The 23,466-nt window shown below is 43.3% G+C and carries 30 protein-coding genes; 7 read left to right on the plus strand and 23 right to left on the minus strand.

The features are described from left to right. Positions 1 to 169: 169 nt before the first annotated feature. Entirely contained in the window at positions 170 to 715 is a 546-nt protein-coding gene (gene yfcE / locus PGR14_RS02095) for a phosphodiesterase (RefSeq protein WP_022220747.1), read from the minus strand. A gap of 114 nt (positions 716 to 829) precedes the next feature. Then, the gene (locus tag PGR14_RS02100; RefSeq protein ID WP_055157949.1) at positions 830 to 3,067 is read right to left on the minus strand and encodes an ATP-binding cassette domain-containing protein; all 2,238 of its coding nucleotides are present in this window, start codon (positions 3,065 to 3,067) and stop codon (positions 830 to 832) included. Positions 3,068 to 3,231: 164 nt separating this feature from the next. Here PGR14_RS02100 and PGR14_RS02105 point away from each other — a divergent pair, with 164 nt between their 5' ends. The 3 genes from PGR14_RS02105 to PGR14_RS02115 are packed head-to-tail and all read left to right on the plus strand — an operon-like array spanning position 3,232 to position 5,562. Further along, complete coding sequence (locus PGR14_RS02105) at positions 3,232 to 4,053, plus strand: transporter substrate-binding domain-containing protein (protein WP_173686699.1); 822 nt, start codon at positions 3,232 to 3,234, stop codon at positions 4,051 to 4,053. Positions 4,054 to 4,074: 21 nt separating this feature from the next. Next, on the plus strand, positions 4,075 to 4,761 hold the full coding sequence (locus PGR14_RS02110) for an amino acid ABC transporter permease (protein WP_055246525.1): 687 nt from the start codon (positions 4,075 to 4,077) through the stop codon (positions 4,759 to 4,761). 15 nt (positions 4,762 to 4,776) lie between these two features. Next, positions 4,777 to 5,562, plus strand: a complete 786-nt coding sequence (locus tag PGR14_RS02115) for an amino acid ABC transporter ATP-binding protein (RefSeq protein ID WP_055296792.1) — start codon at positions 4,777 to 4,779, stop codon at positions 5,560 to 5,562. Between the two features lie 58 nt (positions 5,563 to 5,620). Here the strand turns inward: PGR14_RS02115 and PGR14_RS02120 are convergent, their stop codons facing one another. The 3 genes from PGR14_RS02120 to PGR14_RS02130 form a co-directional block, all read right to left on the minus strand. Further along, a complete protein-coding gene (locus tag PGR14_RS02120) occupies positions 5,621 to 5,962 on the minus strand; it encodes a hypothetical protein (protein WP_055246523.1) in 342 nt (113 codons plus the stop codon). A gap of 24 nt (positions 5,963 to 5,986) precedes the next feature. Next, a complete protein-coding gene (locus PGR14_RS02125) occupies positions 5,987 to 6,238 on the minus strand; it encodes a hypothetical protein (protein ID WP_055246521.1) in 252 nt (83 codons plus the stop codon). 171 nt (positions 6,239 to 6,409) lie between these two features. Then, positions 6,410 to 7,033: a hypothetical protein gene (locus tag PGR14_RS02130; RefSeq protein WP_442872478.1), complete on the minus strand. Its 624-nt coding sequence runs from the start codon at positions 7,031 to 7,033 to the stop codon at positions 6,410 to 6,412. Between the two features lie 354 nt (positions 7,034 to 7,387). On the opposite strand from PGR14_RS02130, the gene PGR14_RS02135 reads away from it, so the two are divergent. After that, the gene (locus PGR14_RS02135; protein ID WP_055246519.1) at positions 7,388 to 8,734 is read left to right on the plus strand and encodes an MATE family efflux transporter; all 1,347 of its coding nucleotides are present in this window, start codon (positions 7,388 to 7,390) and stop codon (positions 8,732 to 8,734) included. Positions 8,735 to 8,883: 149 nt separating this feature from the next. Here the strand turns inward: PGR14_RS02135 and PGR14_RS02140 are convergent, their stop codons facing one another. The 16 genes from PGR14_RS02140 to PGR14_RS02215 form a co-directional block, all read right to left on the minus strand. Beyond that, the gene (locus PGR14_RS02140; protein WP_270222892.1) at positions 8,884 to 9,546 is read right to left on the minus strand and encodes a Crp/Fnr family transcriptional regulator; all 663 of its coding nucleotides are present in this window, start codon (positions 9,544 to 9,546) and stop codon (positions 8,884 to 8,886) included. Between the two features lie 553 nt (positions 9,547 to 10,099). Beyond that, entirely contained in the window at positions 10,100 to 10,666 is a 567-nt protein-coding gene (locus PGR14_RS02145) for a hypothetical protein (RefSeq protein WP_270222893.1), read from the minus strand. Between the two features lie 32 nt (positions 10,667 to 10,698). Beyond that, positions 10,699 to 11,379: a hypothetical protein gene (locus PGR14_RS02150; RefSeq protein WP_270222894.1), complete on the minus strand. Its 681-nt coding sequence runs from the start codon at positions 11,377 to 11,379 to the stop codon at positions 10,699 to 10,701. Next, positions 11,363 to 11,833 carry a DUF1653 domain-containing protein gene (locus PGR14_RS02155; RefSeq protein ID WP_270222895.1) on the minus strand — a complete coding sequence of 157 codons (471 nt, stop codon included), beginning with the start codon at positions 11,831 to 11,833 and terminating at the stop codon, positions 11,363 to 11,365. The genes PGR14_RS02150 and PGR14_RS02155 overlap by 17 nt, the downstream gene beginning before the upstream one ends. Continuing rightward, positions 11,809 to 11,958, minus strand: a complete 150-nt coding sequence (locus tag PGR14_RS02160; RefSeq protein ID WP_270222896.1) for a hypothetical protein — start codon at positions 11,956 to 11,958, stop codon at positions 11,809 to 11,811. Before PGR14_RS02160 ends, PGR14_RS02155 begins: the two co-directional genes overlap by 25 nt. After that, positions 11,951 to 12,373 carry a YopX family protein gene (locus PGR14_RS02165; protein WP_270222897.1) on the minus strand — a complete coding sequence of 141 codons (423 nt, stop codon included), beginning with the start codon at positions 12,371 to 12,373 and terminating at the stop codon, positions 11,951 to 11,953. The genes PGR14_RS02160 and PGR14_RS02165 overlap by 8 nt, the downstream gene beginning before the upstream one ends. Further along, positions 12,373 to 13,140, minus strand: a complete 768-nt coding sequence (locus tag PGR14_RS02170; RefSeq protein ID WP_270222898.1) for a hypothetical protein — start codon at positions 13,138 to 13,140, stop codon at positions 12,373 to 12,375. The genes PGR14_RS02165 and PGR14_RS02170 overlap by 1 nt, the downstream gene beginning before the upstream one ends. Before the next feature lies 1 nt (position 13,141). Further along, complete coding sequence (locus tag PGR14_RS02175; protein WP_270222899.1) at positions 13,142 to 13,483, minus strand: ASCH domain-containing protein; 342 nt, start codon at positions 13,481 to 13,483, stop codon at positions 13,142 to 13,144. Further along, positions 13,449 to 13,667 carry a hypothetical protein gene (locus tag PGR14_RS02180; protein ID WP_270222900.1) on the minus strand — a complete coding sequence of 73 codons (219 nt, stop codon included), beginning with the start codon at positions 13,665 to 13,667 and terminating at the stop codon, positions 13,449 to 13,451. Before PGR14_RS02180 ends, PGR14_RS02175 begins: the two co-directional genes overlap by 35 nt. A 16-nt stretch (positions 13,668 to 13,683) precedes the next feature. Next, positions 13,684 to 14,172 (minus strand): type II toxin-antitoxin system PemK/MazF family toxin, encoded by a 489-nt coding sequence (locus tag PGR14_RS02185; RefSeq protein ID WP_330663416.1) that lies wholly within the window; start codon positions 14,170 to 14,172, stop codon positions 13,684 to 13,686. Between the two features lie 93 nt (positions 14,173 to 14,265). Beyond that, the gene (locus PGR14_RS02190; protein ID WP_270222901.1) at positions 14,266 to 14,859 is read right to left on the minus strand and encodes a hypothetical protein; all 594 of its coding nucleotides are present in this window, start codon (positions 14,857 to 14,859) and stop codon (positions 14,266 to 14,268) included. Continuing rightward, positions 14,816 to 15,091 (minus strand): glutathione peroxidase, encoded by a 276-nt coding sequence (locus tag PGR14_RS02195; RefSeq protein WP_270222902.1) that lies wholly within the window; start codon positions 15,089 to 15,091, stop codon positions 14,816 to 14,818. Before PGR14_RS02195 ends, PGR14_RS02190 begins: the two co-directional genes overlap by 44 nt. Before the next feature lie 94 nt (positions 15,092 to 15,185). Then, entirely contained in the window at positions 15,186 to 15,560 is a 375-nt protein-coding gene (locus tag PGR14_RS02200; RefSeq protein ID WP_270222903.1) for a hypothetical protein, read from the minus strand. Further along, entirely contained in the window at positions 15,557 to 16,003 is a 447-nt protein-coding gene (locus tag PGR14_RS02205; protein ID WP_270222904.1) for a phage tail tip lysozyme, read from the minus strand. Before PGR14_RS02205 ends, PGR14_RS02200 begins: the two co-directional genes overlap by 4 nt. Before the next feature lie 43 nt (positions 16,004 to 16,046). After that, a complete protein-coding gene (locus tag PGR14_RS02210) occupies positions 16,047 to 16,367 on the minus strand; it encodes a hypothetical protein (protein ID WP_270222905.1) in 321 nt (106 codons plus the stop codon). A 24-nt stretch (positions 16,368 to 16,391) separates the two neighbouring features. Further along, positions 16,392 to 16,637 (minus strand): hypothetical protein, encoded by a 246-nt coding sequence (locus PGR14_RS02215; protein ID WP_270222906.1) that lies wholly within the window; start codon positions 16,635 to 16,637, stop codon positions 16,392 to 16,394. Between the two features lie 261 nt (positions 16,638 to 16,898). On the opposite strand from PGR14_RS02215, the gene PGR14_RS02220 reads away from it, so the two are divergent. The 3 genes from PGR14_RS02220 to PGR14_RS02230 all read left to right on the plus strand — a co-directional run bounded on the left by PGR14_RS02220 (position 16,899) and on the right by PGR14_RS02230 (position 19,847). After that, positions 16,899 to 17,234, plus strand: coding sequence for a helix-turn-helix domain-containing protein (locus PGR14_RS02220; protein ID WP_118110351.1), 336 nt, complete (start codon positions 16,899 to 16,901; stop codon positions 17,232 to 17,234). Between the two features lie 71 nt (positions 17,235 to 17,305). After that, positions 17,306 to 18,073 (plus strand): hypothetical protein, encoded by a 768-nt coding sequence (locus PGR14_RS02225; protein WP_270222907.1) that lies wholly within the window; start codon positions 17,306 to 17,308, stop codon positions 18,071 to 18,073. A gap of 43 nt (positions 18,074 to 18,116) precedes the next feature. Continuing rightward, positions 18,117 to 19,847 (plus strand): recombinase family protein, encoded by a 1,731-nt coding sequence (locus PGR14_RS02230; RefSeq protein ID WP_270222908.1) that lies wholly within the window; start codon positions 18,117 to 18,119, stop codon positions 19,845 to 19,847. A 103-nt stretch (positions 19,848 to 19,950) separates the two neighbouring features. Here the strand turns inward: PGR14_RS02230 and queA are convergent, their stop codons facing one another. After that, the gene (gene queA / locus PGR14_RS02235; RefSeq protein ID WP_177999076.1) at positions 19,951 to 20,976 is read right to left on the minus strand and encodes a tRNA preQ1(34) S-adenosylmethionine ribosyltransferase-isomerase QueA; all 1,026 of its coding nucleotides are present in this window, start codon (positions 20,974 to 20,976) and stop codon (positions 19,951 to 19,953) included. Between the two features lie 19 nt (positions 20,977 to 20,995). Continuing rightward, on the minus strand, positions 20,996 to 23,416 hold the full coding sequence (pheT, locus tag PGR14_RS02240; protein ID WP_055296794.1) for a phenylalanine--tRNA ligase subunit beta: 2,421 nt from the start codon (positions 23,414 to 23,416) through the stop codon (positions 20,996 to 20,998). Positions 23,417 to 23,466 lie beyond the last annotated feature (50 nt).

A 23,466-nucleotide genomic window follows, 5' to 3' on the forward strand; every position in this document is an offset into this window, starting at 1 on the left:
TTTTATTACATAAATTGTCGGATGTACATTGGCGAATGTCGACAATTTATGGGGTTTTATTTTGTTCAATATTTTCGCCAAGATAAAAGTTTTTCACTTTTTCAGGTATTGTATGTTTCCATTTGTGATAGTTTTTCGGTTCTACTTTTTCTTAATATTGTAGATTTTTCTACAGCATAAGTTCGTGGTAAACTTCGCCGTATAGGTTTTTCCATTTGGCGAGACCGTCTTCCAGGATCATGTAGCTGTGGGCGCTGTTTTCTTTTGGGATGGAAACGGAACCTGGATTTAAGTAGAGGTTCTCGTTTCCGAATGGTTCCCAGGCCGGTACGTGGGTGTGACCGTGTAGGAGAATATCGCCTGGCTGCATTGGGATTGGGGTCATGACGTTATGATGGTGTCCGTGGGTGGCGTAAATGATCCTGTTGCCACACGGGATCACTGCATAATCTGCCATGATTGGAAAATCCAGTACCATCTGGTCTACCTCTGTGTCACAGTTTCCGCGTACACAGAATAATTTCTCTTTGACTTCATTTAACATTTTGATTACCTTTTTGGGTTCGTATTCCAGCGGAAGATCATTTCTTGGTCCATGATACAGGATGTCGCCCAGAAGTAACAGTCTGTCCGGACATTCTTTTTTCATCGCATCCAGCATTTCCAGACAATAATATGCGGATCCGTGAATATCTGATGCAATCATTAGTTTCATAACGTTCGTCTCCTTTTCTTCTATCTTTTTGGTAAATATTTCTGTTTCTGTAAATCTTTCATAATTATAAATAGGGGGATTGCGTAGCAATGGAAATGGAGCAATCTGGTATCATCATAAATATTCTGCCGTAACAGATTTTTCACTCATTTTCATCTCAGACGGTGTACCGGCAAACAGCAGTCTTCCTCCGGCATCTCCTCCTTCTGGTCCTAATTCTACCACATAATCAGCGGATTTGATAAATTCTATGTTATGTTCGATAACAAAAATGGAATTTCCTTCATCCACCATCTGGTTCAGAAGCTTTAACAGACTCCGGACATTCTTGATATGCAATCCGTTTGTCGGCTCATCAAGAATGAAAATACGGTCTTTACTTCCGAGATAGGAAGCAAACTTCATTCGCTGCAACTCTCCGCCGGATAAAGTAGAAAGTGCCTGATTCAGGTGCAGATAAGAAAGTCCTACTTTTTCCAGAGGCTCCAGCGCTTCGCTGATCTTTGTTCCCCTGAAGAATTCCCCTGCCTGTGCAACAGTCAGATCCATCACTTCCGCAATATTCTTTCCATCTACTTCGTATTGCAAAACTTCTTTTGAATACCGAAGTCCTTTACACACATCACAGGTCGTCTCGATGTCATCCATAAATGCCATATCCGATACGATCACTCCTTTTCCCTTACATGCCGGACACTTTCCTGCGCCGTTAAAAGAAAACAAAGATGCCTTCTGACCGCACCGCTTTGCAAATATTTTCCGGATTTCATCTGCGACTCCCAGATAGGTCGCTGGAGTGGATCTGAGACTTGCACCTGCAGCGCGCTGGCTTACAAACACCACATCCTCTCCCATACTGCGGTAAAAGCTTTCCATCAGAGAACTTTTTCCAGATCCGGCAACACCAGCGATCACAACCAGATTTCCTATTGGAAATTCGATGGTAATGTCCTTCAGATTGTGAAGATGGATATGCTCCATCCGCCATATTCCTTTCGCTTCCCTTGCCTTTGCTTTTAGAGAAGTAGTAAGCCGCATCTCTTCTCCAGTCGGCGTATCACTCTCTAAAAGTTCCTTATAACTGCCTTCAAATAAAACTCTTCCACCGGCCATTCCCGGTTCCGGACCCATTTCCACAATGTGATCGGCCATCTCGATCATTTTCCGGTGATGCTCCACCAGAACAACCGTATTTCCACCATCTCTCAATTTTTCCAGTGCACGGCGCATCCGCTCAATATCATGATTATGAAGCCCTGCACTCGGTTCATCCAGAATATACAACAAATCAGAAAGCGAGGAATTCAGGCATTTTGCAATCTTGCATCTCTGAATCTCTCCACCAGATAAAGTAGATAACCCTCTGTCCAGAGACAGATATCCCAGTCCGATATCTATAAGTGCAGACAGTTTGGTATGCAGTGTATCCTGAATATCTTTTGCAAGCGGATCTTCTATTTGAGCAATCCACGCACGCAGCTCGGATAATGGAAGTTTTATTACATCAGCAATATTTTTCCCGTCAATTTTGCAGGACAACACCTTCTGATTCAATCTTGCCCCATTACACTCCGGACAAACTCCATGACTGGTGATCGGATCCAATAACTCCCTGTGAAGTTTTCCTTCTTCCGAATTTAGGACACTGCGGTACATCCGATGCACAAGGCCTTCGTATTTCGCAGTTTTCGGCCATCCTTCCGGTGGATTCTTAAGACGTATCTGCGGTGAATACAAAAACAGTTCCAATTCTTCTTCGGAATAGTCTTTAATCTTCTTATTCAGATCAAACAATCCACTGTTTGCATAGCGGATCCATCTCCACTGCCCCGGCTCAAATGCCACATAATGGATCACCCCGTCATCATTCAGACATTTATCAAAATCCACCAGCTTATGCACATCCAGATCTGTCACTTCTCCAAGTCCGTTACACCGCAGGCAGCATCCCTGTGGATGATTGAATGAAAAGCTGTCCGAATAACCGACAAAAGGCTGTCCCACTCTGGAAAATAAAAGCCTCAGAAGGGTATAGGTATCCGTATAAGTTCCAACCGTCGACCGCTGATTCGGCGACGGCTTTTTCTGATTGATTACAATTGCTGCCGGTAGATTCTCAATCCGTTCTACATGCGGTCTTCCGTATTTGGGAAGATATTGCTGCACAAAACTCGGGAAAGTATCATTTAATTCCCTGCGTGACTGCGCCGCAAGAGTATCCAGAACCAGCGAAGATTTCCCGGAACCTGATACTCCGGTAAATACTGTGATCTGATGCTTTGGTATCCGGATGGATACATTTTTCAGGTTATTCTCCGTCGCATGGTGAACAATAATCTCATTTGTTTCCATATATTTATATTCCTCTGTTTTACTCTTTTTACAGTAATTTCTGTATTTCTTATTGTATCTTTATCAAAAAAGAAAGTAAATAGCAAGTTTTGGTTGACTTTAGTATGGTAGATTGATAATATAGTGACGTGACATTTTTTGAAATTATATGAGGAGAGATTATTATGAAAAAAATAACAGCACTTGCACTTACTTCAGCAATGGTATTATCCCTTGCAGCATGCGGAGGTTCTTCCTCTGACACCAAGAAATCCGACAGCTCAAAAAGTTCATCCAAAAGTGATATAGAATATGTTCAGGATAAAGGAACTCTTGTAGTCGGAATCACCGATTTTGAGCCAATGGATTACAAAAATGATAAGGATGAATGGATTGGTTTTGATGCCGACATGGCAAAAGCATTTGCAAAAAGCCTTGGCGTAGATGCCGAATTTGTCGAGATCGACTGGGACAATAAAGTCATGGAGCTGGATGGAAAAACCATCGACTGCGTATGGAATGGTATGACACTTACTGATGAAGTAACCAGCGCAATGGCATGCACCTCCGCTTACTGTAACAATGCACAGGTAGTGGTTGTTCCTTCTGATAAAGCAGACAAATATCAGGACAAAGACAGTCTGAAGGATCTTTCTTTTGCAGTTGAATCCGGAAGTGCCGGAGAAGAAGCTGTAAACGGAGAAGGATATGACTACACTGCGGTTTCTTCACAGTCTGATGCCCTGATGGAAGTTGCAGCCGGAACCTCTGATGCAGCAGTCATCGACCTTCTGATGGCCGGTGCCATGGTCGGAAAAGGTACCGGATACGAAAATCTGACTCATACAGTTGAGCTTACTACCGAAAAATATGGTGTTGGATTCCGCAAAGGTTCCGACCTTGCAGATAAACTGAACGAATTCTTCAAGACAAGCTACAATGATGGTTCTATGAAGAAATGCGCTGAAACCTATGGGGTTCAGGATGCCCTCATTGAGCAGAAATAATATTTAAGGCAGGAACTTTTTATGGATCTAATTATGAAACAAATGCCGGTCGTAGTGTCCGCACTGAATGTCGGCTTTTTACAAACTTTAAAATTATTTATTGTGACGCTGGTCGGTGCCCTTCCTCTCGGACTGGTCATTGCCTTTGGCTCCATGTCTCATTTCAAGCCTCTTAGCTGGCTTGCGAGACTGATCGTCTGGGTGATCCGTGGTACCCCGCTGATGATCCAGCTTCTGATCATCTACTATTTCCCCGGGCTGGTCTTACATAACCCGATCTGGGGTGGTGGTGAAACAGGGCGCTTCCTTGCAGCAGCCGTATCTTTTATCATCAATTACGCCTGCTATTTTTCAGAAATCTACCGCGGTGGAATCCAGGGTGTTCCGGAAGGTCAGAAAGAAGCCGGTCTTGTACTTGGCATGACAAAGCATCAGATCTTTTTCAAGATCACACTCCTTCAGATGATCAAACGCATCGTACCACCGATGTCAAATGAGATCATCACCCTGGTAAAGGATACTTCTCTTGCACGTATTATCGCGCTGCAGGAGATCATCTGGGCAGGACAGGCATTTATGAAAGGCTCACATGGCATCTCCGGTGCCATCTGGCCGCTGTTCTTTACCGCTGTTTATTATCTTATTTTCAATGGTATCCTGACCGTTCTTCTCGGACGCCTTGAAAAGAAACTGGAATATTTCAGATAAGGAGAATTCATATTTATGCCAATCTTAGAAGTAGAACATATCAGTAAATCTTTTAATAAGACTCCTGTCTTAAAAGACGTTGGATTTAACCTGGAAAAAGGACAGGCTGTTTCCATCATCGGATCTTCCGGAAGTGGAAAGACAACGCTTCTCCGCTGCCTGAACTTTCTGGAACATCCGGATAACGGAATTATCCGGGTAAATGGCGAAACACTTTTTGATGCCTCTGTCCCGGCAACCACTCAGGAATCCGTGATCCGTAAAAAACGACTGCATTTTGGTCTGGTGTTCCAGAACTTTAATCTGTTTCCGCAGTATACCGCTCTGGAAAATGTAATGCTTGCCAAAAAGCTTCTCGCCGCAGAGCAGCCGGATTTTAAAGAAAGAAAACGTGAAATCCTGACCGCCATCGAGGTACAGGCAAAGGTTCTTCTGACACAGATGGGGTTGGATAACCGGATGGACAATTATCCGCATCAGCTTTCCGGCGGACAATGCCAGCGAGTTGCTATTGCAAGGGCACTTGCCCTGCAACCGGACATCCTCTGTTTTGATGAGCCGACTTCTGCACTGGATCCGGAACTGACCGGAGAAGTATTAAAAGTTATCCACGAGCTTGCCGACCAGAATACGACGATGATCATTGTAACCCATGAGATGGCATTTGCACGCGACGTTGCCGATCATGTGATCTTTATGGACGACGGACGCATCGTTGAACAGGGTGATCCGCGTCAGGTGTTTGAAAATCCAAGTGAAGAGAGAACAAAACAGTTTCTTTCGCGGTTTCATGAAGGATAAGCTGTTAGATGAAGAAGAGGACTTGTAAGGTTTTAGTCTTACAAGTCCTCTTGAAATTTTATCTATTACATTTTTCCATATATTCTTTCACTGCATGAAGGTCTCCTAGCTCTTCATAGTCTGGGAATTTTCCAGTACTGTACTCTGAATATGTTAAATGAAAAACATAATAGGTGTCTTCTCCTTTTTCATTTCCTGTCAGATATAAAACCTTATTGCCCGATTCACATTTTGCAACCGCCCAGACTCTTTTATTGTATAAAAAATGGTTTTTACCAATTTCTTTTTTTAATTCATCAATAAAAATACCTCTTCCGGATTGGGTTAATGGAATCAAACGCCAATTAAATTTTTCTCCATATTCATCAAATAAGTTATAAAATACTTCTTCCAGTGTCAATTTTAGTCTCTCCTGAACCATAAATTATTTTTCCGCATAAGGACATTTTTCCATTTGTGGATAGCATTCTTTCGCAAACTTTTTGTTATCCCAATAGCATGGTTTTTGAGCTGTTGTCGCAAGACTATAACTGCATTGTCTGCAACTCCAGGATAAATCTTCACCTTTAATCGCCAGATCCATTATACCTCCACATTCTGGACAAATGTCTGTTTGAGGTGTCTTATAAAGACCGCATTCACTACATCTGTTTATTGTCTTTTTGTCCTTTTCCATCCTTTTAAATGCCTCTCTGATTTTGAAATTATTATACCATCAAATTGTAGTAAATTTAATCCTGCAACATAATTTTTCTCAATCTAAAGGACGCATGAAAAAACTTTTGTTTTTTCACACGCCCTTACTTTGTTATTTGCAGACTATTTTTTTAACTTCTCAATCACACATTCATTCTTCATCCAATGCCCATAATGATTCCAATAATTTTCTCGAATCTTCCACTGATTCTGCCACTCCATACCAGTTCATCGTACTGATTGCATTTACATATTCTTGCGAAACTTCTTTATTCGGAATTCTGACAGTTTCATTTACACTGTCATATGCCAGATATCCCAAATGCCCCAACAATGTTAATACATCATCCTTCGTAGCAAATGTTGTCATATCATTGCTGAACGTTCCAACATTAACCGGTACCCCTTCTCCGGCAAGCATTCTAATTACCGAATCTTTCAATCCATCCATATCCATTTGAATATAGATTTTTAACGCTTCATATGTTTCCGTCTGGTTCCAGTAAGTTCCAAACTTATGGCGCATCATAGCCTCCACTACAGATTTCGGATTATATATAGAGCAAATTTCATTTCCCATCTGACGATGTACCATCAAATGATATCCATCATACCATTTTTTTGCCTCATCAAAGTTCATTTCATATTTTTCACATAATTCCGATGTTTCCTGCTCTGTGAATCCGAAATATTCAGCCAGATCACCCGGATCTGTCATAGAGTATTCTGTAAACATATTTAGTGCTGAATGTGAACCATATTTTTTAATAGGCACAATACCTGTCATATATGCCAGCGCAACATAATCTTTATCTTTCAGCCATACCCGGAGAAAATCCAGATATTTTTCTGTGCATTACAGTCTTGCTGAAATTCACGGAACAGGCAATCCCATTCATCAATCAAAATGACAAACGAACATTTTGTCTTGCTGTAAGTTTCCCGGGTTCAGATAACTGCTCATGCAATTTCCTCCTGTCACAACTTTTATAATATCCATTATACTTGATTTCATTGTTAATCACAAGGAAAGTACATGCATTTTTACCGAACCCCCATTTTCATTGACTTTCCCTCTGCCGCACCTTATACTTAAAAGTAATGACTTAAGAAACGAGGGAAATATTCTATGTCAAAATCTTCAGCCAAACTGATGACCGAAGGCTCCATCTGGAAGCGTATCGTTGCTTTTGCGATCCCGCTTTTCTGGGGAAACCTTTTTCAGCAGCTATATAACACCGCCGACTCTCTGATCGTTGGAAATTTTCTTGGAAGCTCTGCGCTTGCCGCTGTCAGCTCTTCCGGTAATCTGATCTTTCTTATGGTCGGTCTTTTTAATGGAATCGCCATCGGATCCGGTGTCATCGTTGCCAAATATTACGGTGCCAGAGACATTGCGAATCTACAGAAATCCATCCATACAACCGTTGGTTTCGGACTGATCTGCGGCGTGATCCTTACCATCGTCGGTATCATTGCCGCACCACAGATCCTGGTACTTATGGGAACACCGGAGGCGGTACTTCCAAACTCGATTACTTATTTCCGGATCTACTTTACCGGCTCACTTGCCTTTGTCATGTACAACTTCTTTGTCGGCATTCTGCAGTCCGTCGGTGACAGTACCCATCCTCTGATCTACTTAATCGTTTCTTCGGTAACGAATATCATTCTTGACCTTGTACTGATCGCAGGTCTTGGATTTGGTGTAGGTGCTGCCGCTTTTGCAACTGTCATTTCACAGTTTTTAAGTGCTATCCTCTGTATGGTGCAGCTGCTTCGCAGTCCGGAGGAGTTTCGGCTTCATCTGAACCGGATCAATCTGGATTCCTATATGCTCCGCCAGATCATTTCTTATGGTCTGCCCGCAGGACTCCAGAACTCGATCATTTCCCTGGCAAATGTATTCGTCCAGGCAAATATCAACCAGTTTGGGGAAATGGCGGTTGCCGGATGTGGTTCTTATATGAAGATCCAGGGATTTGGATTCCTTCCGATCACCTGTTTTGCACTGGCACTTACTACTTTTATCAGTCAGAATCTGGGAGCAAAAGAATATGAGCGTGCTAAAAAGGGCGCTGTATTCGGTGTGATCTGTTCCCTTACGATTTCTGAGCTGCTCGGTATCTGCGTGCATTTTACCGCTCCACAGCTTCTATCTGCTTTCAGTTCCACCGCAGAGGTTATCCGCTACGGAACCATGCAGGCTCATACGGATACCTTTTTCTACTTCCTGCTTGCTTTTTCACACTGTATGGCAGGAATCATGCGCGGAGCCGGTAAATCCACAGTCCCGATGTATGTTATGCTGGTATGCTGGTGTCTGATCCGCGTTTCTTATATCGTGATCATTTTAAAATTCATCCCGTCCATTCAGATGATCTTCTGGGCTTACCCGATGACCTGGGCGCTCAGTTCCATTGCTTTTCTGATTTATTTCCTAAAGTCAGACTGGATACACGGACTGGAAAGATAACTTCCACAAATTTATACTTGACTCATCGTATACAAAAAACCATTACAGGATCTGATGAAATCACATCTCTCCTGCAATGGTTTTCTTTTATCCTAACCCACATACAGTTTCTCACTGCTGTATCCGTTTTATTTCCATTATTCATCCATTCATATTTCCGTTTCGTCAAGAATACGGAAATGTTTCCTGTCTACTTCGATCAGCCTATCTTTCTGCATCTTCCCAAGCTCATTTGACATCGCGGACCTGTCTACATTCAGATAATCTGCAAGCTGCTGCCGGTTGAACTGGATATCAAATTCTTTCTTCCCGTTTTCCATAGCCTGATAAGACAAATACGACAGCAGTCTTCCCCGGATCGATTTTGATGAAATATGAAAAATCCGTTTCGACAGACGGAGATTCTTCTCTGCGGAAAGCTTCAGCAGATTTTCAATTAACGTATGATGAAACACACACGAATTGGAACAGACTTTCAGTATCCTTCCCACATCAAGAAACAAAATTCTTGCCTCTTCTGCCACAACTACATTAACCATCAGCTTCTGCCCCGGAATCGCTGCATATGTTTCTGCAAAAATCTCACCTCTTCCAGCCCGGTCCAGAATGCTGTGATTCCCCCAGATATCATCATTCTCAATGAACACGCTGCCGGAAAGAACCACGCCCATTGAAGTAACCTCATCCCCGGCATGGTAAATGATTTCATCTTTTTTATAAGTCTTTTCTACCGGATTCAGACAGTTCAGCATCTGTCTGGCGTCCTCCTTTGTGATGCCCCGGAAAATTGCTGCCTCCTCAAATATGCCCATTTTCTGCTACTCCTCAATTCTCAATGCATTTCTGTCCGCTTTTTAACCAAATCAAACAGCAAAACAAATTACGAATATCCACCTGACTTTATTTCCCAAAGTTATTTTTTTCGTTTCTTTCTCTGATATATTCTGCGTAGTCCATCTTCTGTCTCCTTTTGCAATCTTGTTTTTATAGCCTTTTCGTCTTAGTATGTGCCCGGATTGCTCCATTACTATACCATTCATGCTTTTGGCACTTACACCATCTTACTATACTTTTGCAGAATCGGCAAATCTGTTCTGTTTATCTCTGCCGGATAAAACAGCATTCTCTATAGACATTTATTCAATAAGATTTTTAAACTCAATCGTTTCCAGTCTATACAAAAACCGGAGAACAAGATTTTTCAAAGTTGTACATGACTTGAACAATCCCGTTCTCCGGTTCATATCTTATGATTCCCTGTTCCCTGACATAAACCTCACATTTGTCAGATTCTGCGTCTATTCTATAAACATCGCATCCCGTATGATTACGGGTGTACCACCATTTCTAACATTTGTTAGATTTTTACTGGTTCTCGGAATGCTCATATGTATTCTCTCCAGTCATCATTACGGTTCCTTTTGATTCTTCGATGCACTCCTCATTATCAAGTGTACCGTAGGTTGCTACTGCTGGTGTACTTCCCTGGAACTGCAATCCGGATCCGTTACCGAAGTCGATCGTTACCCAGTTGTAACCGCTATCCTGGACTTTCTGATCGCAAAATTCATCGTACTGTTCCATCGTAACTTTTTTCATTGTCTCCAATGGAACTATGATATAGGCGTATTCGCCCAACTTCTCTGTCTTAGTTCCGTTCATTACATCGCCTACGATTACCTCTGCATCCAGAAGTGGGTTTCCGGTCTTGCTTTCTTCTAATTCTAAAACGTTTTCCCGGCTTTCGGTATCATTTTTATCCGTTTCGGTCACGTTTTTATCCTTTTTGCTATCATTTTTATCAGAATCGTTTATGCTTTCCTGCTTCTGAGCATCTTTCATACCGTCTTTCACTCCATCTGAAAAACCGCATCCGGTCATTCCTACAACCAGCATACATGATAACATTGCTGCTAAGATTCTTTTACTCATTTTCTTTCCTTTCCGGTGCATCCTGACTGAAATTATACCACCTTGATCTCTGGGTTGTCTACCACATTTCCCAACAAAAGTGCGTATTCCTTTGTCGGACCGAGTGGCATTGCATCGTCTGTGGTGTTCGACACCATATAAAAACCGACAGTTTCCATGTATTCCTGATCGTTCGGGCAATATGCGGCGTATTTGCCGTAGCAGATCTCCATTCGGACTGTTCTATGCTCCGGATTGTAGATCACATCACCCTCAAACAGCTTTTCCCCGGTCATATCTTCCACACAAGCGAATCTCTGGATCGTTTCTGGAATCACTTCCATCGCCCTGAGAATCAGATACCCGTTTTCCTCCGAATAGCCATCCTGCATCAGCATGAATGATTTGCCATTTTCCACGCACACTACATCTCCAATGTGCCACGTTCCAGACATATCTCCCATAAGTTTTGCCCGGCAGATTCCGGAAGATCCATTGTAATTGTATTCATGCAGAACTTTATTCTCCCATAATGCCTCTTTGAGCTTCCTTCTTGCCTCTGTGAGCCTTTTTCGCTCACTGTCCATTCTTCCGTTCACATGTCCGATGAAATCTGCCATCATCCGCATTGTGTCCTTGCAGAACTCCTCATTGATGATATATTCTTCATGCGTATACTCATGGAGGAAGGCGTCGATACGCCTCCTCAGCTCATTTTTATTCCTGATGTCCATTCTGCACCTCCTCGAATCTGTACTCCTGGTCTGCATCCGGGTATTTCTTCCGGTCTACCTTACCGACAAACATTCCATAAGGTCTGCTCCAGATAGCTCCGTCCTCGCATTTATAGACCACGTAGTATTGTCCTGGAGATTCCGTGTCCTGGCTGATCGCTATCACTTCAACGATTTTTCCTTTGAAATGTCTGTAGGTCTTTCCAACCTCCACACTTCGATTTTCTCTTACTGGGTAGTTGTCGTGGAAATACTTCTCGCACTCCGCCAGATCACAATTTTCATAGTTCAACGGATTTTCATCTGTCCAGTCCAGTATATCAGCCTCTTTGACGTGTACATGCTGTCCGAACGTGTCATTCAAATGCCTCAATTCCTCCCATATCCAGGCTGCTTCATTTTCTCCATTCGGATCCACCAGGTAACCACTTATCTTAAAAATTTTTCCGTCCATAATTTTCTACCTTTCTTGTAAATTCTCTTGATTGCACTTTCTTCTTTTGCTCTTCCTGAGCGTTTTGCCTTCCATTCCCTCAGGTATTCCAACTGTTCCTGATCCTCTTTTTCTCTTTCATTCATCACTTATGTTCCCTATAACCTTCATTTCCAAGTTTTCTATATCATGTGCTGTAAGTGGCACGGCTCCGGTTGCATTGTCCGGATATCTTTCGTAGAACCATCCAGATACCTTGTCAACTTCTTCCTCACAAATATTGTCGTATATTGGCCTCTCTGCGAAAATTATCCTATTGAGCATGTTATCTTTTCCAAGGATCCGCACAACGTCATTTTCAAAGATCTTCTTTCCGGTTGCGTCCGTGAATCCCGTATACTGGCATAAAGTTTTCGGTTCAATCGAAAACACCTTAAATGATCCAGGAGAGTAGCTTACCATCTTTGTAACGGATCCGTCCGTACTGCAATAGTTCGGCAGCCCCTCCTCCCACTTTCCGGCGTCTGTCGATTTGGCTTTAAACAGAATTTTTCTCTGCATTATCGTACCTTCTTCCTTCTCTTTTTTCTTTCTTTGATATATTCTTTTATGTTTTCACCTCCAAATGTATACAAATAATTCCCAAGCCCATCGTTAAGCCTGTCGCATACCTCCTGGCACTTTTCTTCCTGGTCAAACAGTATCTCTCTCACCTTGTCACTAAGTGTTCTTATTGCTTCTTTCTTCTCCTCTTCTGTGGAGCTATCGCAAATTGTGCATGTATATCTTTCGTAATATACATCATCCCCATGTGAGCTTCTTTCTTCTGTGTAGTGGGCTATTATCTCTCCGCATCTGTATCTGTCGGTAAACTCGCTTAGAATATACATCTTTGGGTAATAATAATACTTGCTCTTTGTTTTACACTCGCACTCGTCCTCTGCAATTCTTCCAGATGGCAGTCTCACTTCTATTGATCTGTTTGAATTACACTTGCAGCATTTCGGACCGTATACGAGTTCTCTATCAACTTTCCACTTTACAACCTTGTGGTCTTTCATCAATTCGGAAAGTCTCATTTTTTTGGCGTTGTACTCGGCATTACGAATAATCCGGTCGCACTTGTCTTTCTTTTTCTCGTAATCCCTTTTTACTTCCTCAAAATGTTCCTTGATGCCCTGGAGCTTTTCGTTTTCTGCTCTTAATCTGTTCATTTCTTCCAGAATCTCTGATTTTACTGAACTTTTGATGGCTTCTTTCAGAGCGTCTATCTGCTCCTGATACTCACTTTCTGGGTAAAACTCCTCTTCCGGGTAATCGTAATACATGCTATTTCCTCCTCACGTTTTTCATTTTCAGAATATAATACTCTGTCTCAGGAAGAGCTCCCCACTCCGGTTTTCCTTCCCCGACTGTCAGTTTGCAGTCTGCTAGGAAGTACGGAGCATCCGTGGTATAGCCGTTCCGAAACTTCACAGTTCCGATATCCTGATCCACTGTTGCAGCCAAGTTCCGGAACTCGGAAACGCTTGCTTGATATTCCTGATTCTTTAGCATAGCGGCATTTCTAAATCTGGAATCATAGTACCGTTTCAATTCCCGGTACTCCTCTGTCTTTTCTCCGCTCAGGATCATATCAAACCACTTTTTTTCGATCGTCAATGTCAGCAACTTTCCCACCTCCCTTCGTTTGTGCTCTATTTGGTGCGTACATCCAGATCATTACCAGGGTGCAGATCCAGCACATCGCATACTGCCAACGGCTGATTTCCCCGTCTACCAGGATCTGTATTCCCACAATGAACCAGGGAATACAGTTAAAATGCTTAAATATCATGCGCTTGATTCTTCTCATATCCTTTACCTCACATTTAACTGATTGCTAACTGCTCTTTATACAGTTTCTGGAATACATCACGTTCCGCTTCCGCTCGGATCAAATCTTTTTCCAGCTCTTTGATCCTCTCTTTGTCAAAAAGGCGTTCCGGTATCTGGATCGGAACTGGTTTCGCTGTTTCCAGGATCTGCATCGCTTTTTCTTCGATCGGATCTGGATCCGGCTCTTTGAACGCCTCCGCCCACTCTCTCACGTAGTCGGACATCTTCATATTTCCACCAAGTCCGATACTGACAGCAAGTGCCTTGTCAATCTGTTTCATTTCATCCATCGTGGCTTTTGCAAGATATTTTCCGATCCGCTTTTTATATACCGTCTCGATCTGCTCACATAACGCTATGGAAGGGATCGGACTGCTCTTGATCCTAACGTGTGTCGGCATCAGTTTTTTCTCCCTGGATGTCAGGTACACTACTTCCACGATCGGAGCGTGTTTGTTTCCAACGTCATTACTTACTATGATTCCAGGTCTCGCCCCCCCTGTTCGCTTCCGGAGCTTTCGCCCTCATTGATAAAAAAGATCTCTCCTCTGTGATACTCATTTTCTGTGTGCATACTATTGTCCTCCTATAAAATCCCATATTGTCAGCTGTCCCTCACGGATCTTCGGCTCCAAATATTCAGATCCAAGAATTACTTCCAGCTTTTTGCGACTATTTCTCAAATAATTGACGTAAAATTCCGGATCTTGGCATCTCCGCATTACTACCAGGTCATCCCTCCGGATCGCATCTTCCAATCCCAACACATACCTGACTGAGTTCATGCACTGATCTGATTCTTTGTCAAGATCTCCGCTGAGCTTATTTCTCAGATACTGGAAGTCCTGATTCTCTTTCAGAACCTCCAGCGCAGCTTTTGTTCTGCTCCGGATCCCGTCCGGATCTGCCATGTAATTATTGTCTACCTCTTCCGGAATCTCCAGGCCGTACTCATCCGGGTAATATTCCGGATCCAGATCCGTTTCCACTCTGCTCCGGAGGTAGATAACGTGCTTCCTGCATAAATTCATGTTTACTCCATCACTCCAGAATGGATCTGATCCGCCGTGTGCCCTCAAATACTCGTATCTTTCTAGGTTGTCCCGGATCTCTTTTCCTAACTGTTTACTCCGTTTCTTCTGATCCGGCGTTTTCATCGAATTTTTCATTGATTGCCTCCATGATCTTACCGATCCGAACCTCTCCGATCCCTTTTACGGATTTGATTACCGCTTCAATGTCCTTCACGTCCAGGGCATTTACAGAAGCCTTTCCGTCCTCCCATCCACTTTTATAAATATCGGTGCAAAAGTTCTCAAACTGCTGATGATCGTACTTTTTTACAGCCTTGTAAACTGCTCTGTTTACCAGGTATCTCTTATTCTGAATTTTCTTTGCCATAATCACACTGCCTCCACATATGTAACTGTATTTGTCTTGAATCCGTTCTCTTTGCAAAAGTCCCGGAAGAGATCCGACAACTCTTTGAGCGTTTTCACGCTCTCGAACTGTGTTTCATCCTCCATTCCATCGCTACTTCCTTGCATGAACCATAGAAATTCTTGTTTGTCGGAGTGAGCTTTGTTCCATACTTGCGGTTCATAAGATCTTTCCAGATCGCAAGGGCTCCCCATCTGGAAGCTGGACCGTAGAATCCATCCACCTCCAGTTTAGCTCCGCAGAACTGGATCAGCTTATTGCCGTAATTGCTATTCAACCATTGCTGGCCGTTCTTGATGTTCGCTGTCTTACTGTTTCCTCCGGAAATTGTTCCGGCTCCGCTGTTTGTTGATCCTGAGCCAGATGTTCCGGCTCCTCCAGACTTAGAACCATCCTGGACATTTGTTGCCGTGTGATGGCTGTCGTTCAAAAGAATGTCTCCTGGACTGAGGTTGCCGTTTTTAATACCTGCAGAACACTCTTGTAGCTCTGCTGTAATTCTTTCAGCATGAACTCAACCTGAGTGTCCGGATCTCCGATCGACACGCCTTTTGATTTAACCAGATCGTACAGTCCTGCTTTTCTTCCGGCGGACGTCCACTGGCAAAAACCATAACCGTATTGTCTGGAATCTCCCAACGGATGCAAGAAAAGATCTCTTGTGATCTCTCCGCTGTCTACTGCCGTTGTGTACGTGTCATCGGTGTATTTGTAATTCAGCCTCTTCTCGCAGAGGTTCTCCAGATTACGGGGATTTGCCCCGGATTCTGCGTAAATATTCCCCATTGCTCCGCATGCTCCGTATATTGTGCATCCAGCAGCCATCAAACCATTAAATAATGCGTCTGTATAGGTGTTTCGTATAATTGCCATAACTTCCTCCAACGTAAAAGAGTGGGGATTTCTCCCCACCCAGTTATAAGTACGTGTCCTCTTCCGGATCCAACTTTTCGTCCTCCTCCGGATGCAACTGCCCCATTTTATCCATCAGGATAAATGTGAGTGGCAAAAATATTGCAAATAAAATTACAAGTGGCCAGAAGATCCCTGCCAAAACCATGAGCACCATTACCAATGGGTAGTTCGGTTTCCTCGGTTCGTAATACAAACCGTTATCCTGGCAATAAAGCTCTTCGTCCTCGTCCTCCATTCTGCATAGCGTCCCGATCGCCCAAATGTATACTGGCTGACTTAATAAGATCCCTAAAAGGTACACGAATAGGATTATATCCCACATAGCACTCCCTCCCTTCTCTGAGAGTTATTTCTGGGAGCCATTTACTCTTCCGTCATCCAGAAGATCTTTTACCCCCTCAAACCATTTATCAATAACCTTCATCATTGCTTCCTCGGTAACGAATATCTGGAGCCACTTAGGTAGCAATCCTCTTGCCTGACTTACAACATACTTTAATTTCTGTTTGCCCTGACCAGATTCATTGTAGATGTGCTCCGCTTTCAAGATCAGCTGATATACATCCTGACGGATTCCGTCAAGTCCCTGCATCTTTGCATACTGGTTGTGGTTTTAAGATCACGGTTAATCATTTCGATCTTGGCGTTTTTGCACCACGCAGACAGCTTTTTTTCCATGAGTTCCCTCCTTTTCCTTCTTTACTTACCTAACATTTGTTGGTATGATAGAAGTGCTTTTTCAATTATTAAATTGATTATGTTTTGTTGTTTATGTTTGTTAGTATAGCTCACTGTAGTGAGTTTGTCAATGCCATAAACACTCTTTTAGTGAGTTTATTTTTAGGAGGATTTTATGTTCTACGATAATCTGAGAGCTGTTTGTGCAGAAAAAGGCACTACAGTGACTACTGTTTTAAAAGAATTACATATGAGTACCGGAAGCACCGGAAAATGGAAAGAGGGATCCATTCCGAAGATTGATACTGTCATGCAGCTTGCGGAGCATTTGGACGTATCTCTGGATTATCTGGTATACGGAAGAAAGCTTTATACTGAGGTTTCCTGTCTGGATCCTGAATGGATCGACATTATCACTCATATTCCAGATGATAAGCAGAAAATGTGCAAAGACTTTCTTCGTACCCATATGGTTATTCCAGAAAAGTACGCAGACCGTAAAAGGGGATAATATCATTACCATATTTTACATGGCGAAGAAATCATTACCATGACACTTAATACATAGCGAGGAAGATGAAAATGGATTCAAAGAAAAACTGCATCGGTAATATATCCAATTTATTATCCGATAAGCTGCATACTGAAAATATGGACCGCTGGTTGGACTTTCGCACCCTTGGTTCCCCTTCTGGGTTTTCTACTGTTGACTTCTGGGAATGGTACGCATCGTACTCTATTGATTCTTCTGTACGTGGCGCCTTAGCGGAGTTCCTTGTGATGAAAGCTCTTGGTATAGAGCAGCGGCGTAGCCACTGGGGAAAATGTGATCTTGTATCAGGCTCTTTTTCTTTTGAGATAAAATCATCAGCTAAGATCACATGCAAGCATCCAGAAAGTGGTGCCATTTCTGAAAACAAACGGATTGTTTTTGATATTGCAGATAGACATCATCATATTACCGGAGATTCTTGGAGTGAAAAGGAACGATGTTCGGACATGTACATTTTCTGCTTTCTCTGTGATCTTCCAGTAACAAATACTGATAATTGGGAATTTTATCCAGTTCTTACCAGCGATATTAACGTCTCTTTCGGACACGCAAAAACTGTTTCTCTTTCCAGGATAAGAGAGCTTTCAGATCCGGTATCTTTCCAGGATCTCGGAACAACTGTAAATAAAATATCTGGAGGTGTACTTATGAGCAGCACTGAAACTCAGGAAGAAAAAGAACGCCAGGAGCAAGTTCAGGAATTGCAACGGCTACTGGCTTGTTACCAGGTCGCAAGCCGTGATGACAAAAATGTAGTATGGGCGGCACTGAATAAATACATGCCGTATGTGAACTAAGTATAGCCCCGTGGAGGGGCTATTTCTTTTTGATGGAGGAATTATGAAGAAAAACTTTAAGATGCCCGGATCGGGCTCAGAAACGCCTATCCGGGTGGCGATTTACGTCCGTGTTTCCACGGTCTACCAGATAGATAAAGATTCATTGCCAATGATGAAACAGGATCTTACTTCTTACTGCAAGTATATCCTGAATACAGATGACTTTGTGATTTTTGAGGATGCTGGATATTCCGGAAAGAATACCGACCGTCCGGCATATCAGAAAATGATGTCCCAGATCCGGCAAGGGCTTTTTACTCACTTACTTGTTTGGAAGATCGACCGAATCTCTAGGAACCTTCTGGACTTTGCGAATATGTATGCAGAATTGAAGGATCTCGGTGTCACGTTCGTGTCTAAGAACGAGCAATTTGACACCAGTACAGCTATCGGAGAAGCCATGCTGAAGATCATCCTAGTATTTGCAGAGCTTGAGCGTAACATGACCTCAGAACGTGTAACAGCAACCATGATTAACCGTGCCTCTAATGGTGTATGGAATGGCGGGCGTATTCCGTTCGGTTACTCTTATGATAAGCCTACTCAGGTATTCTCCATAGATCCGGAGGAAAACAAAATCTACAACTTCATGGTAGAAACCTACGAAGATACACAATCCATTGTACATACTTCTAGGAGGCTGAATGAGGCTGGATATCGTTCCAGAAACGGAAATATGTGGAGCCCGGTGGCAGTGTGGACTATTTTACGGAATCCGTGGTATAAAGGCGTGTATCGGTACAACTATTACAAGATTCCAGGAAGAAAAGCGATTAAGGACGAATCGGAGTGGGTTATCGTAGAAAACCACCACCCGGCTTCCATTGATCCGGATCGGTTCGATCGGATCCAAGCTACCCTTGATAAGAATGCCCGGTATCGGAATACCCCAGGAAGAAAGACGGCTCAGAAGAATGTTCACGTATTCTCCGGACTTGTCTGGTGTGCAGAGTGTGGATCCGCTTTTACTGCTTCTCCAGGTAAGCTCCATGTCTCCGGATATCGTCCGTCAAAATACGGATGCCCGAATGTCCGGAAAACGAAAACTTGCCATGCAAAATATACTTCGGATGTTGTCCTGGGCGAGTTCCTTCTGAACTACATCCTGAATATCCTGAATGCTCAGAAGCAGTTTGCTTACATCCATTCCACGGATGATCTCCAGAAGCGCTTGCTACATGGCAGCACTTTTTCTAATGTCGATCATGTAGATCCTGACGGGTTGGCGTCTCTTCTCAATATGCTGGAGAAATGTTCCGGAAGTGATCCGGTACTCTTGAAGCGTCCACGATCAAAACCTAAGATGGATCCGGAGTTAAAACGCATGATGGCAGATCAGAAGAAACAGCAACGTGCTCTGGATCGTCTGAATGATCTGTACCTCTACAGCGATGATTCTATATCTGAACGTGAGTACCTTGTCCGGAAGCAACAGATCACAGATCGGCTCCAGGAGATCAACGAAGCTATTGGCATGATGTCTCAGGAACCATGGATGCGTACCATGAACGATGAAGAATTTATCCGCCAGGCATCTTCCTTCATCCTGACGCAGAAGTTGGCAGATAAACAGTACATCTACTATGAAAGTCTGGCTGAATCGCTGGATCCGGAGATCCTGAAAAACTTCTTTGTCTCAATTCTGGATTCTATCATCCTGAGAGACGGGCGTCCGGAAACGGTTGTGTTCCGCAATGGGCTGTCCCATACATTCACTTATAAGGATTCTTGATGCTAAAAATACCCAGGAGCATTTACACTCCTGGGTTTCTCTTTGTCCCATTATTTACTTTTCCTGATTTCTGGGATAACCTCACATTTGTTAGATTTGGAGGCTACACAATCATCATAGCATCCCCAAAGCTGAAAAATCGATATCTCTCTTTAACTGCTTCTTCATATGCCGCAAGCACATGCTCTCTTCCGGCAAGCGCACTTACCAGCATGATCAGCGTTGACTCCGGTAAATGGAAGTTCGTGATCAGGCAGTCCAGTACCTTGAATTTATAGCCCGGATAGATGAAAATCTCTGTCCATCCACTGCACTCTTTTAACTTTCCGTTTTCATCAGCCGCAGATTCTACGGTCCGGCAGCTTGTCGTTCCGACGCAGATCACCCGATGTCCGCTCTCTTTTGCACGGTTGATCTTTTCTGCCTCAGATGCCTCGATCCGGTAGAATTCCGAATGCATATGGTGATCCAGAATATCATCCGCTTTTACCGGACGAAAAGTTCCAAGTCCGACATGAAGCGTTACATGCGCAATCTCCACACCTTCTGCTTTGATTTCTTCCAGAAGCTCCGGTGTAAAATGCAGTCCTGCCGTCGGAGCAGCCGCAGATCCGGAATGCTTTGCATACACGGTCTGGTAACGATTCTTGTCCTCCAGCTGGTGGGTGATGTAAGGCGGAAGCGGCATCTGTCCAAGCTGATCCAGAATCTCTTCAAAAATTCCTTCGTATTCAAAATGGATCAGACGGTTTCCTTCCTCTACAACCTCCAGAACTTCCCCTTTCAGAAGACCGTCCCCGAAGCTGACTCTTGCTCCGGGTTTCATCTTCTTTCCTGGTTTTACAAGTGTTTCCCAGACATCATTTCCTTTTCGTTTCAAAAGAAGCACTTCGACTTTTCCGCCGGTTCCTTCTTTTTCACCGATCAGTCTTGCCGGGATGACCTTGGTATCATTGATCACAAGGCAGTCTCCCGGTTTGAGATAATCTTTGATCTCACGGAAAATGTGATGACTGGTTGCACCGGTTTTTTTATCAAGAACAAGCAGTCTGGAACTGGATCTGTCTTCAAGCGGATCCTGCGCGATCAGCTCTTCCGGTAAATCAAAATAAAAATCCTGTCGTTTCATTCTTTTGACCTCTTTTCGCCTACTTACGAAGCTCGATACCCATTTCCTCCAGTGCCTTTAAGATACGGTTCATAGCAGCTGAAATGTCAGCTTCTTCCAGAGTCTTATCTTTTGCACGGAATGTGATAGAGTAAGCAACAGACTTGAAGCCTGCCTTGATCTGAGCGCCTTCATAGATATCGAACAGCTTATAGCTTTCCAGATAAGCGCCACCCTTGTTCTCAATCACTTCTTCAACCTGTCCTACCAGGATGGATTTTGGCATTACCATACTGATATCACGGCTGACTGCCGGGTATTTTGCAATTCCTTCGTATTTTCTTTCAAATGTTGCAAGCTCTGTGATCTGTGGCATATCAATGACAGCAACGTATGCTCTTTCACCGATTCCATAGATATCAGCAACTTCCGGATGAACCTCACCCATGTATCCGACAACCTTTCCATCGTAAACGATGTTTGCCTGACGTCCCGGATGAAGGAAGTTCTTTCCTGCATTTGGATCATAGGTTTCTTTCTTATGAAGTCCGACTTTTTCAAAGAACTCTTCTACAACACCTTTCATACTGAAGAAGTCTCCATCTCCGTACATTCCAAGTGTAAACTGCATTCTTTCGTCCGGCAGTTCTGTCAGTGGAAGTGCCTTTGGAAGATAAATATTTCCAAGCTCGTACAGACGGACATTTTTATTTCTTCTGTTGTAGTTTGTTGCAAGAGATGTCAGCATACCATTCAGAGATGTTGTACGCATGACACTGTAATCTTCTCCAAGCGGGTTCATGATCTGGATTGCCTGACGCATCGGATCATCCTTGTCGAGGAGGAGCTTGTCAAATACCTTCGGGCTTTCAAATGAATAAGTCATTCCCTGGCTGAATCCACAGAATTCTGCAATATTTCTTGCTACTTCTTCCACACGAAGCTTGAAAGAAAGCTTACCAGTTGTAGCTTCACCTGTAGGCAGTGTAGTCGGGATATTATCATATCCGTAGAATCTTGCTACTTCTTCCGCAAGATCGGCGATACGGAATAAGTCATGACGGAAGGTTGGTGCGATCACTTCTTTTGCTTCTGCATCATATTCCAGGTCGATCTTTTCAAAATATTTGATCATATCTTCTTCCGGGATGTCTGTTCCGAGAAGTGCATTGATCTTGTCGGCATCAAATGGTACACGTACAGGTTCTTTTTTCTTGCTATATACATCAACCATTCCTCCGACAACTTCACCGGCTCCCATTTCTTCGATCAGCTGGCAGGCACGGTTGATTGCATCCTCTGCATTATTCGGATCCAGTCCCTTTTCAAATTTACCGGATGCATCGGTACGAAGTCCGACTTTCTTGCTGGATTTACGGATGTTGGTTCCATCAAAACATGCAGCTTCAAATAACATGGTCTGTACATTGTCAGTGATCATGGAATTTTCGCCACCCATGATTCCGGCAATACCTACCGCTTTTTCGCCATCACAGATCATCAGAACAGAATCATCCATTTCTCTTTCCTGACCATCCAGTGTTACGAATTTTTCTCCTTTTTGGGCATTGCGGACGATGATCTGATGACCTGCGATGGTATCCAGATCATAAGCATGCATTGGCTGTCCGTATTCTTCCATTACATAGTTTGTGATATCAACAAGGTTGTTGATCGGACGGATTCCTACGGAAGAAAGTCTTCTCTGCATCCATTTCGGTGAAGGTCCGATCTTGATATTTTTTACGACTCTTGCACAGTAACGTGGGCAAAGGTCTGTATTTTCTACTTTTACTTTGATGTAATCATTGACATCTTCATCATTTCCGGTTGGTGTTACAACCGGTGGCTTGAATTCTTTGTGGAATGTAGCTGCAACTTCTCTTGCGATGCCAACCACGCTGAAGCAGTCTACACGGTTGGAGGTGATCTCGTATTCAAATACGACATCATCCAGTCCGAGTGCCTTTACTGCACTTTCTCCGACAACTGCGTCATCATCAAAAATGTAGATTCCATATTCCGGTGCTTCCGGGTACATATTTCTGTCTGAACCAAGTTCTTCGATGGAACACATCATTCCGTAGCTGTCGACTCCACGAAGTTTTCCTTTTTTGATCTTGATTCCGCCTTCTACTCTCTGTCCAGGCTCATGTCCGCCCGCAACGCGTCCGCCATCCAGAACAACCGGTACCTTGTCTCCTTCTTTTACGTTCGGAGCACCTGTAACAATCTGTACGGTCTCTGTTCCTACATTTACCTGACAGATGATCAGTTTATCTGCGTCCGGATGTTTCTCAATTTTCTCAATCTGTCCTACTACGATCTTATCCAGATCAGCATCCAGCTTTGTAAAACCTTCTACCTTTGTTCCGGAAAGAGTCATTGCATCTGTATATTCCTGCGCTGTTACGTCAAGTTCCGGAACATACGCTTTAATCCATGATAATGAAGTATCCATTTTATATCTCCTTCTGATTTGTTTATAAATTTCCCTTATTCAGACTCCAA

It is taken from the genome of Coprococcus sp. AF99-45 (assembly GCF_027663865.1).
In the GTDB taxonomy this organism is placed as follows: domain Bacteria; phylum Bacillota; class Clostridia; order Lachnospirales; family Lachnospiraceae; genus Allocoprococcus; species Allocoprococcus comes.

Coding starts and splice junctions, on each gene's coding strand:
- PGR14_RS02125 (WP_055246521.1), bottom strand. CDS start 6,238: ATGGAAAAGGACAAAAAGACAATAAACAGATGTAGTGAATGCGGTCTT.
- pheT (WP_055296794.1), bottom strand. CDS start 23,416: ATGGATACTTCATTATCATGGATTAAAGCGTATGTTCCGGAACTTGAC.
- PGR14_RS02215 (WP_270222906.1), bottom strand. CDS start 16,637: ATGCAGGGACTTGACGGAATCCGTCAGGATGTATATCAGCTGATCTTG.
- PGR14_RS02230 (WP_270222908.1), top strand. CDS start 18,117: ATGAAGAAAAACTTTAAGATGCCCGGATCGGGCTCAGAAACGCCTATC.
- PGR14_RS02195 (WP_270222902.1), bottom strand. CDS start 15,091: ATGGCAAAGAAAATTCAGAATAAGAGATACCTGGTAAACAGAGCAGTT.
- PGR14_RS02115 (WP_055296792.1), top strand. CDS start 4,777: ATGCCAATCTTAGAAGTAGAACATATCAGTAAATCTTTTAATAAGACT.
- PGR14_RS02170 (WP_270222898.1), bottom strand. CDS start 13,140: ATGTATTACGATTACCCGGAAGAGGAGTTTTACCCAGAAAGTGAGTAT.
- PGR14_RS02180 (WP_270222900.1), bottom strand. CDS start 13,667: ATGAGAAGAATCAAGCGCATGATATTTAAGCATTTTAACTGTATTCCC.
- PGR14_RS02150 (WP_270222894.1), bottom strand. CDS start 11,379: ATGGACATCAGGAATAAAAATGAGCTGAGGAGGCGTATCGACGCCTTC.
- queA (WP_177999076.1), bottom strand. CDS start 20,976: ATGAAACGACAGGATTTTTATTTTGATTTACCGGAAGAGCTGATCGCG.
- PGR14_RS02160 (WP_270222896.1), bottom strand. CDS start 11,958: ATGAATGAAAGAGAAAAAGAGGATCAGGAACAGTTGGAATACCTGAGG.
- PGR14_RS02205 (WP_270222904.1), bottom strand. CDS start 16,003: ATGGCAATTATACGAAACACCTATACAGACGCATTATTTAATGGTTTG.
- PGR14_RS02210 (WP_270222905.1), bottom strand. CDS start 16,367: ATGTGGGATATAATCCTATTCGTGTACCTTTTAGGGATCTTATTAAGT.
- PGR14_RS02220 (WP_118110351.1), top strand. CDS start 16,899: ATGTTCTACGATAATCTGAGAGCTGTTTGTGCAGAAAAAGGCACTACA.
- PGR14_RS02145 (WP_270222893.1), bottom strand. CDS start 10,666: ATGAGTAAAAGAATCTTAGCAGCAATGTTATCATGTATGCTGGTTGTA.
- PGR14_RS02100 (WP_055157949.1), bottom strand. CDS start 3,067: ATGGAAACAAATGAGATTATTGTTCACCATGCGACGGAGAATAACCTG.
- yfcE (WP_022220747.1), bottom strand. CDS start 715: ATGAAACTAATGATTGCATCAGATATTCACGGATCCGCATATTATTGT.
- PGR14_RS02140 (WP_270222892.1), bottom strand. CDS start 9,546: ATGGGCATATTTGAGGAGGCAGCAATTTTCCGGGGCATCACAAAGGAG.
- PGR14_RS02155 (WP_270222895.1), bottom strand. CDS start 11,833: ATGGACGGAAAAATTTTTAAGATAAGTGGTTACCTGGTGGATCCGAAT.
- PGR14_RS02225 (WP_270222907.1), top strand. CDS start 17,306: ATGGATTCAAAGAAAAACTGCATCGGTAATATATCCAATTTATTATCC.
- PGR14_RS02105 (WP_173686699.1), top strand. CDS start 3,232: ATGAAAAAAATAACAGCACTTGCACTTACTTCAGCAATGGTATTATCC.
- PGR14_RS02190 (WP_270222901.1), bottom strand. CDS start 14,859: ATGAAAAATTCGATGAAAACGCCGGATCAGAAGAAACGGAGTAAACAG.
- PGR14_RS02135 (WP_055246519.1), top strand. CDS start 7,388: ATGTCAAAATCTTCAGCCAAACTGATGACCGAAGGCTCCATCTGGAAG.
- PGR14_RS02110 (WP_055246525.1), top strand. CDS start 4,075: ATGGATCTAATTATGAAACAAATGCCGGTCGTAGTGTCCGCACTGAAT.
- PGR14_RS02165 (WP_270222897.1), bottom strand. CDS start 12,373: ATGCAGAGAAAAATTCTGTTTAAAGCCAAATCGACAGACGCCGGAAAG.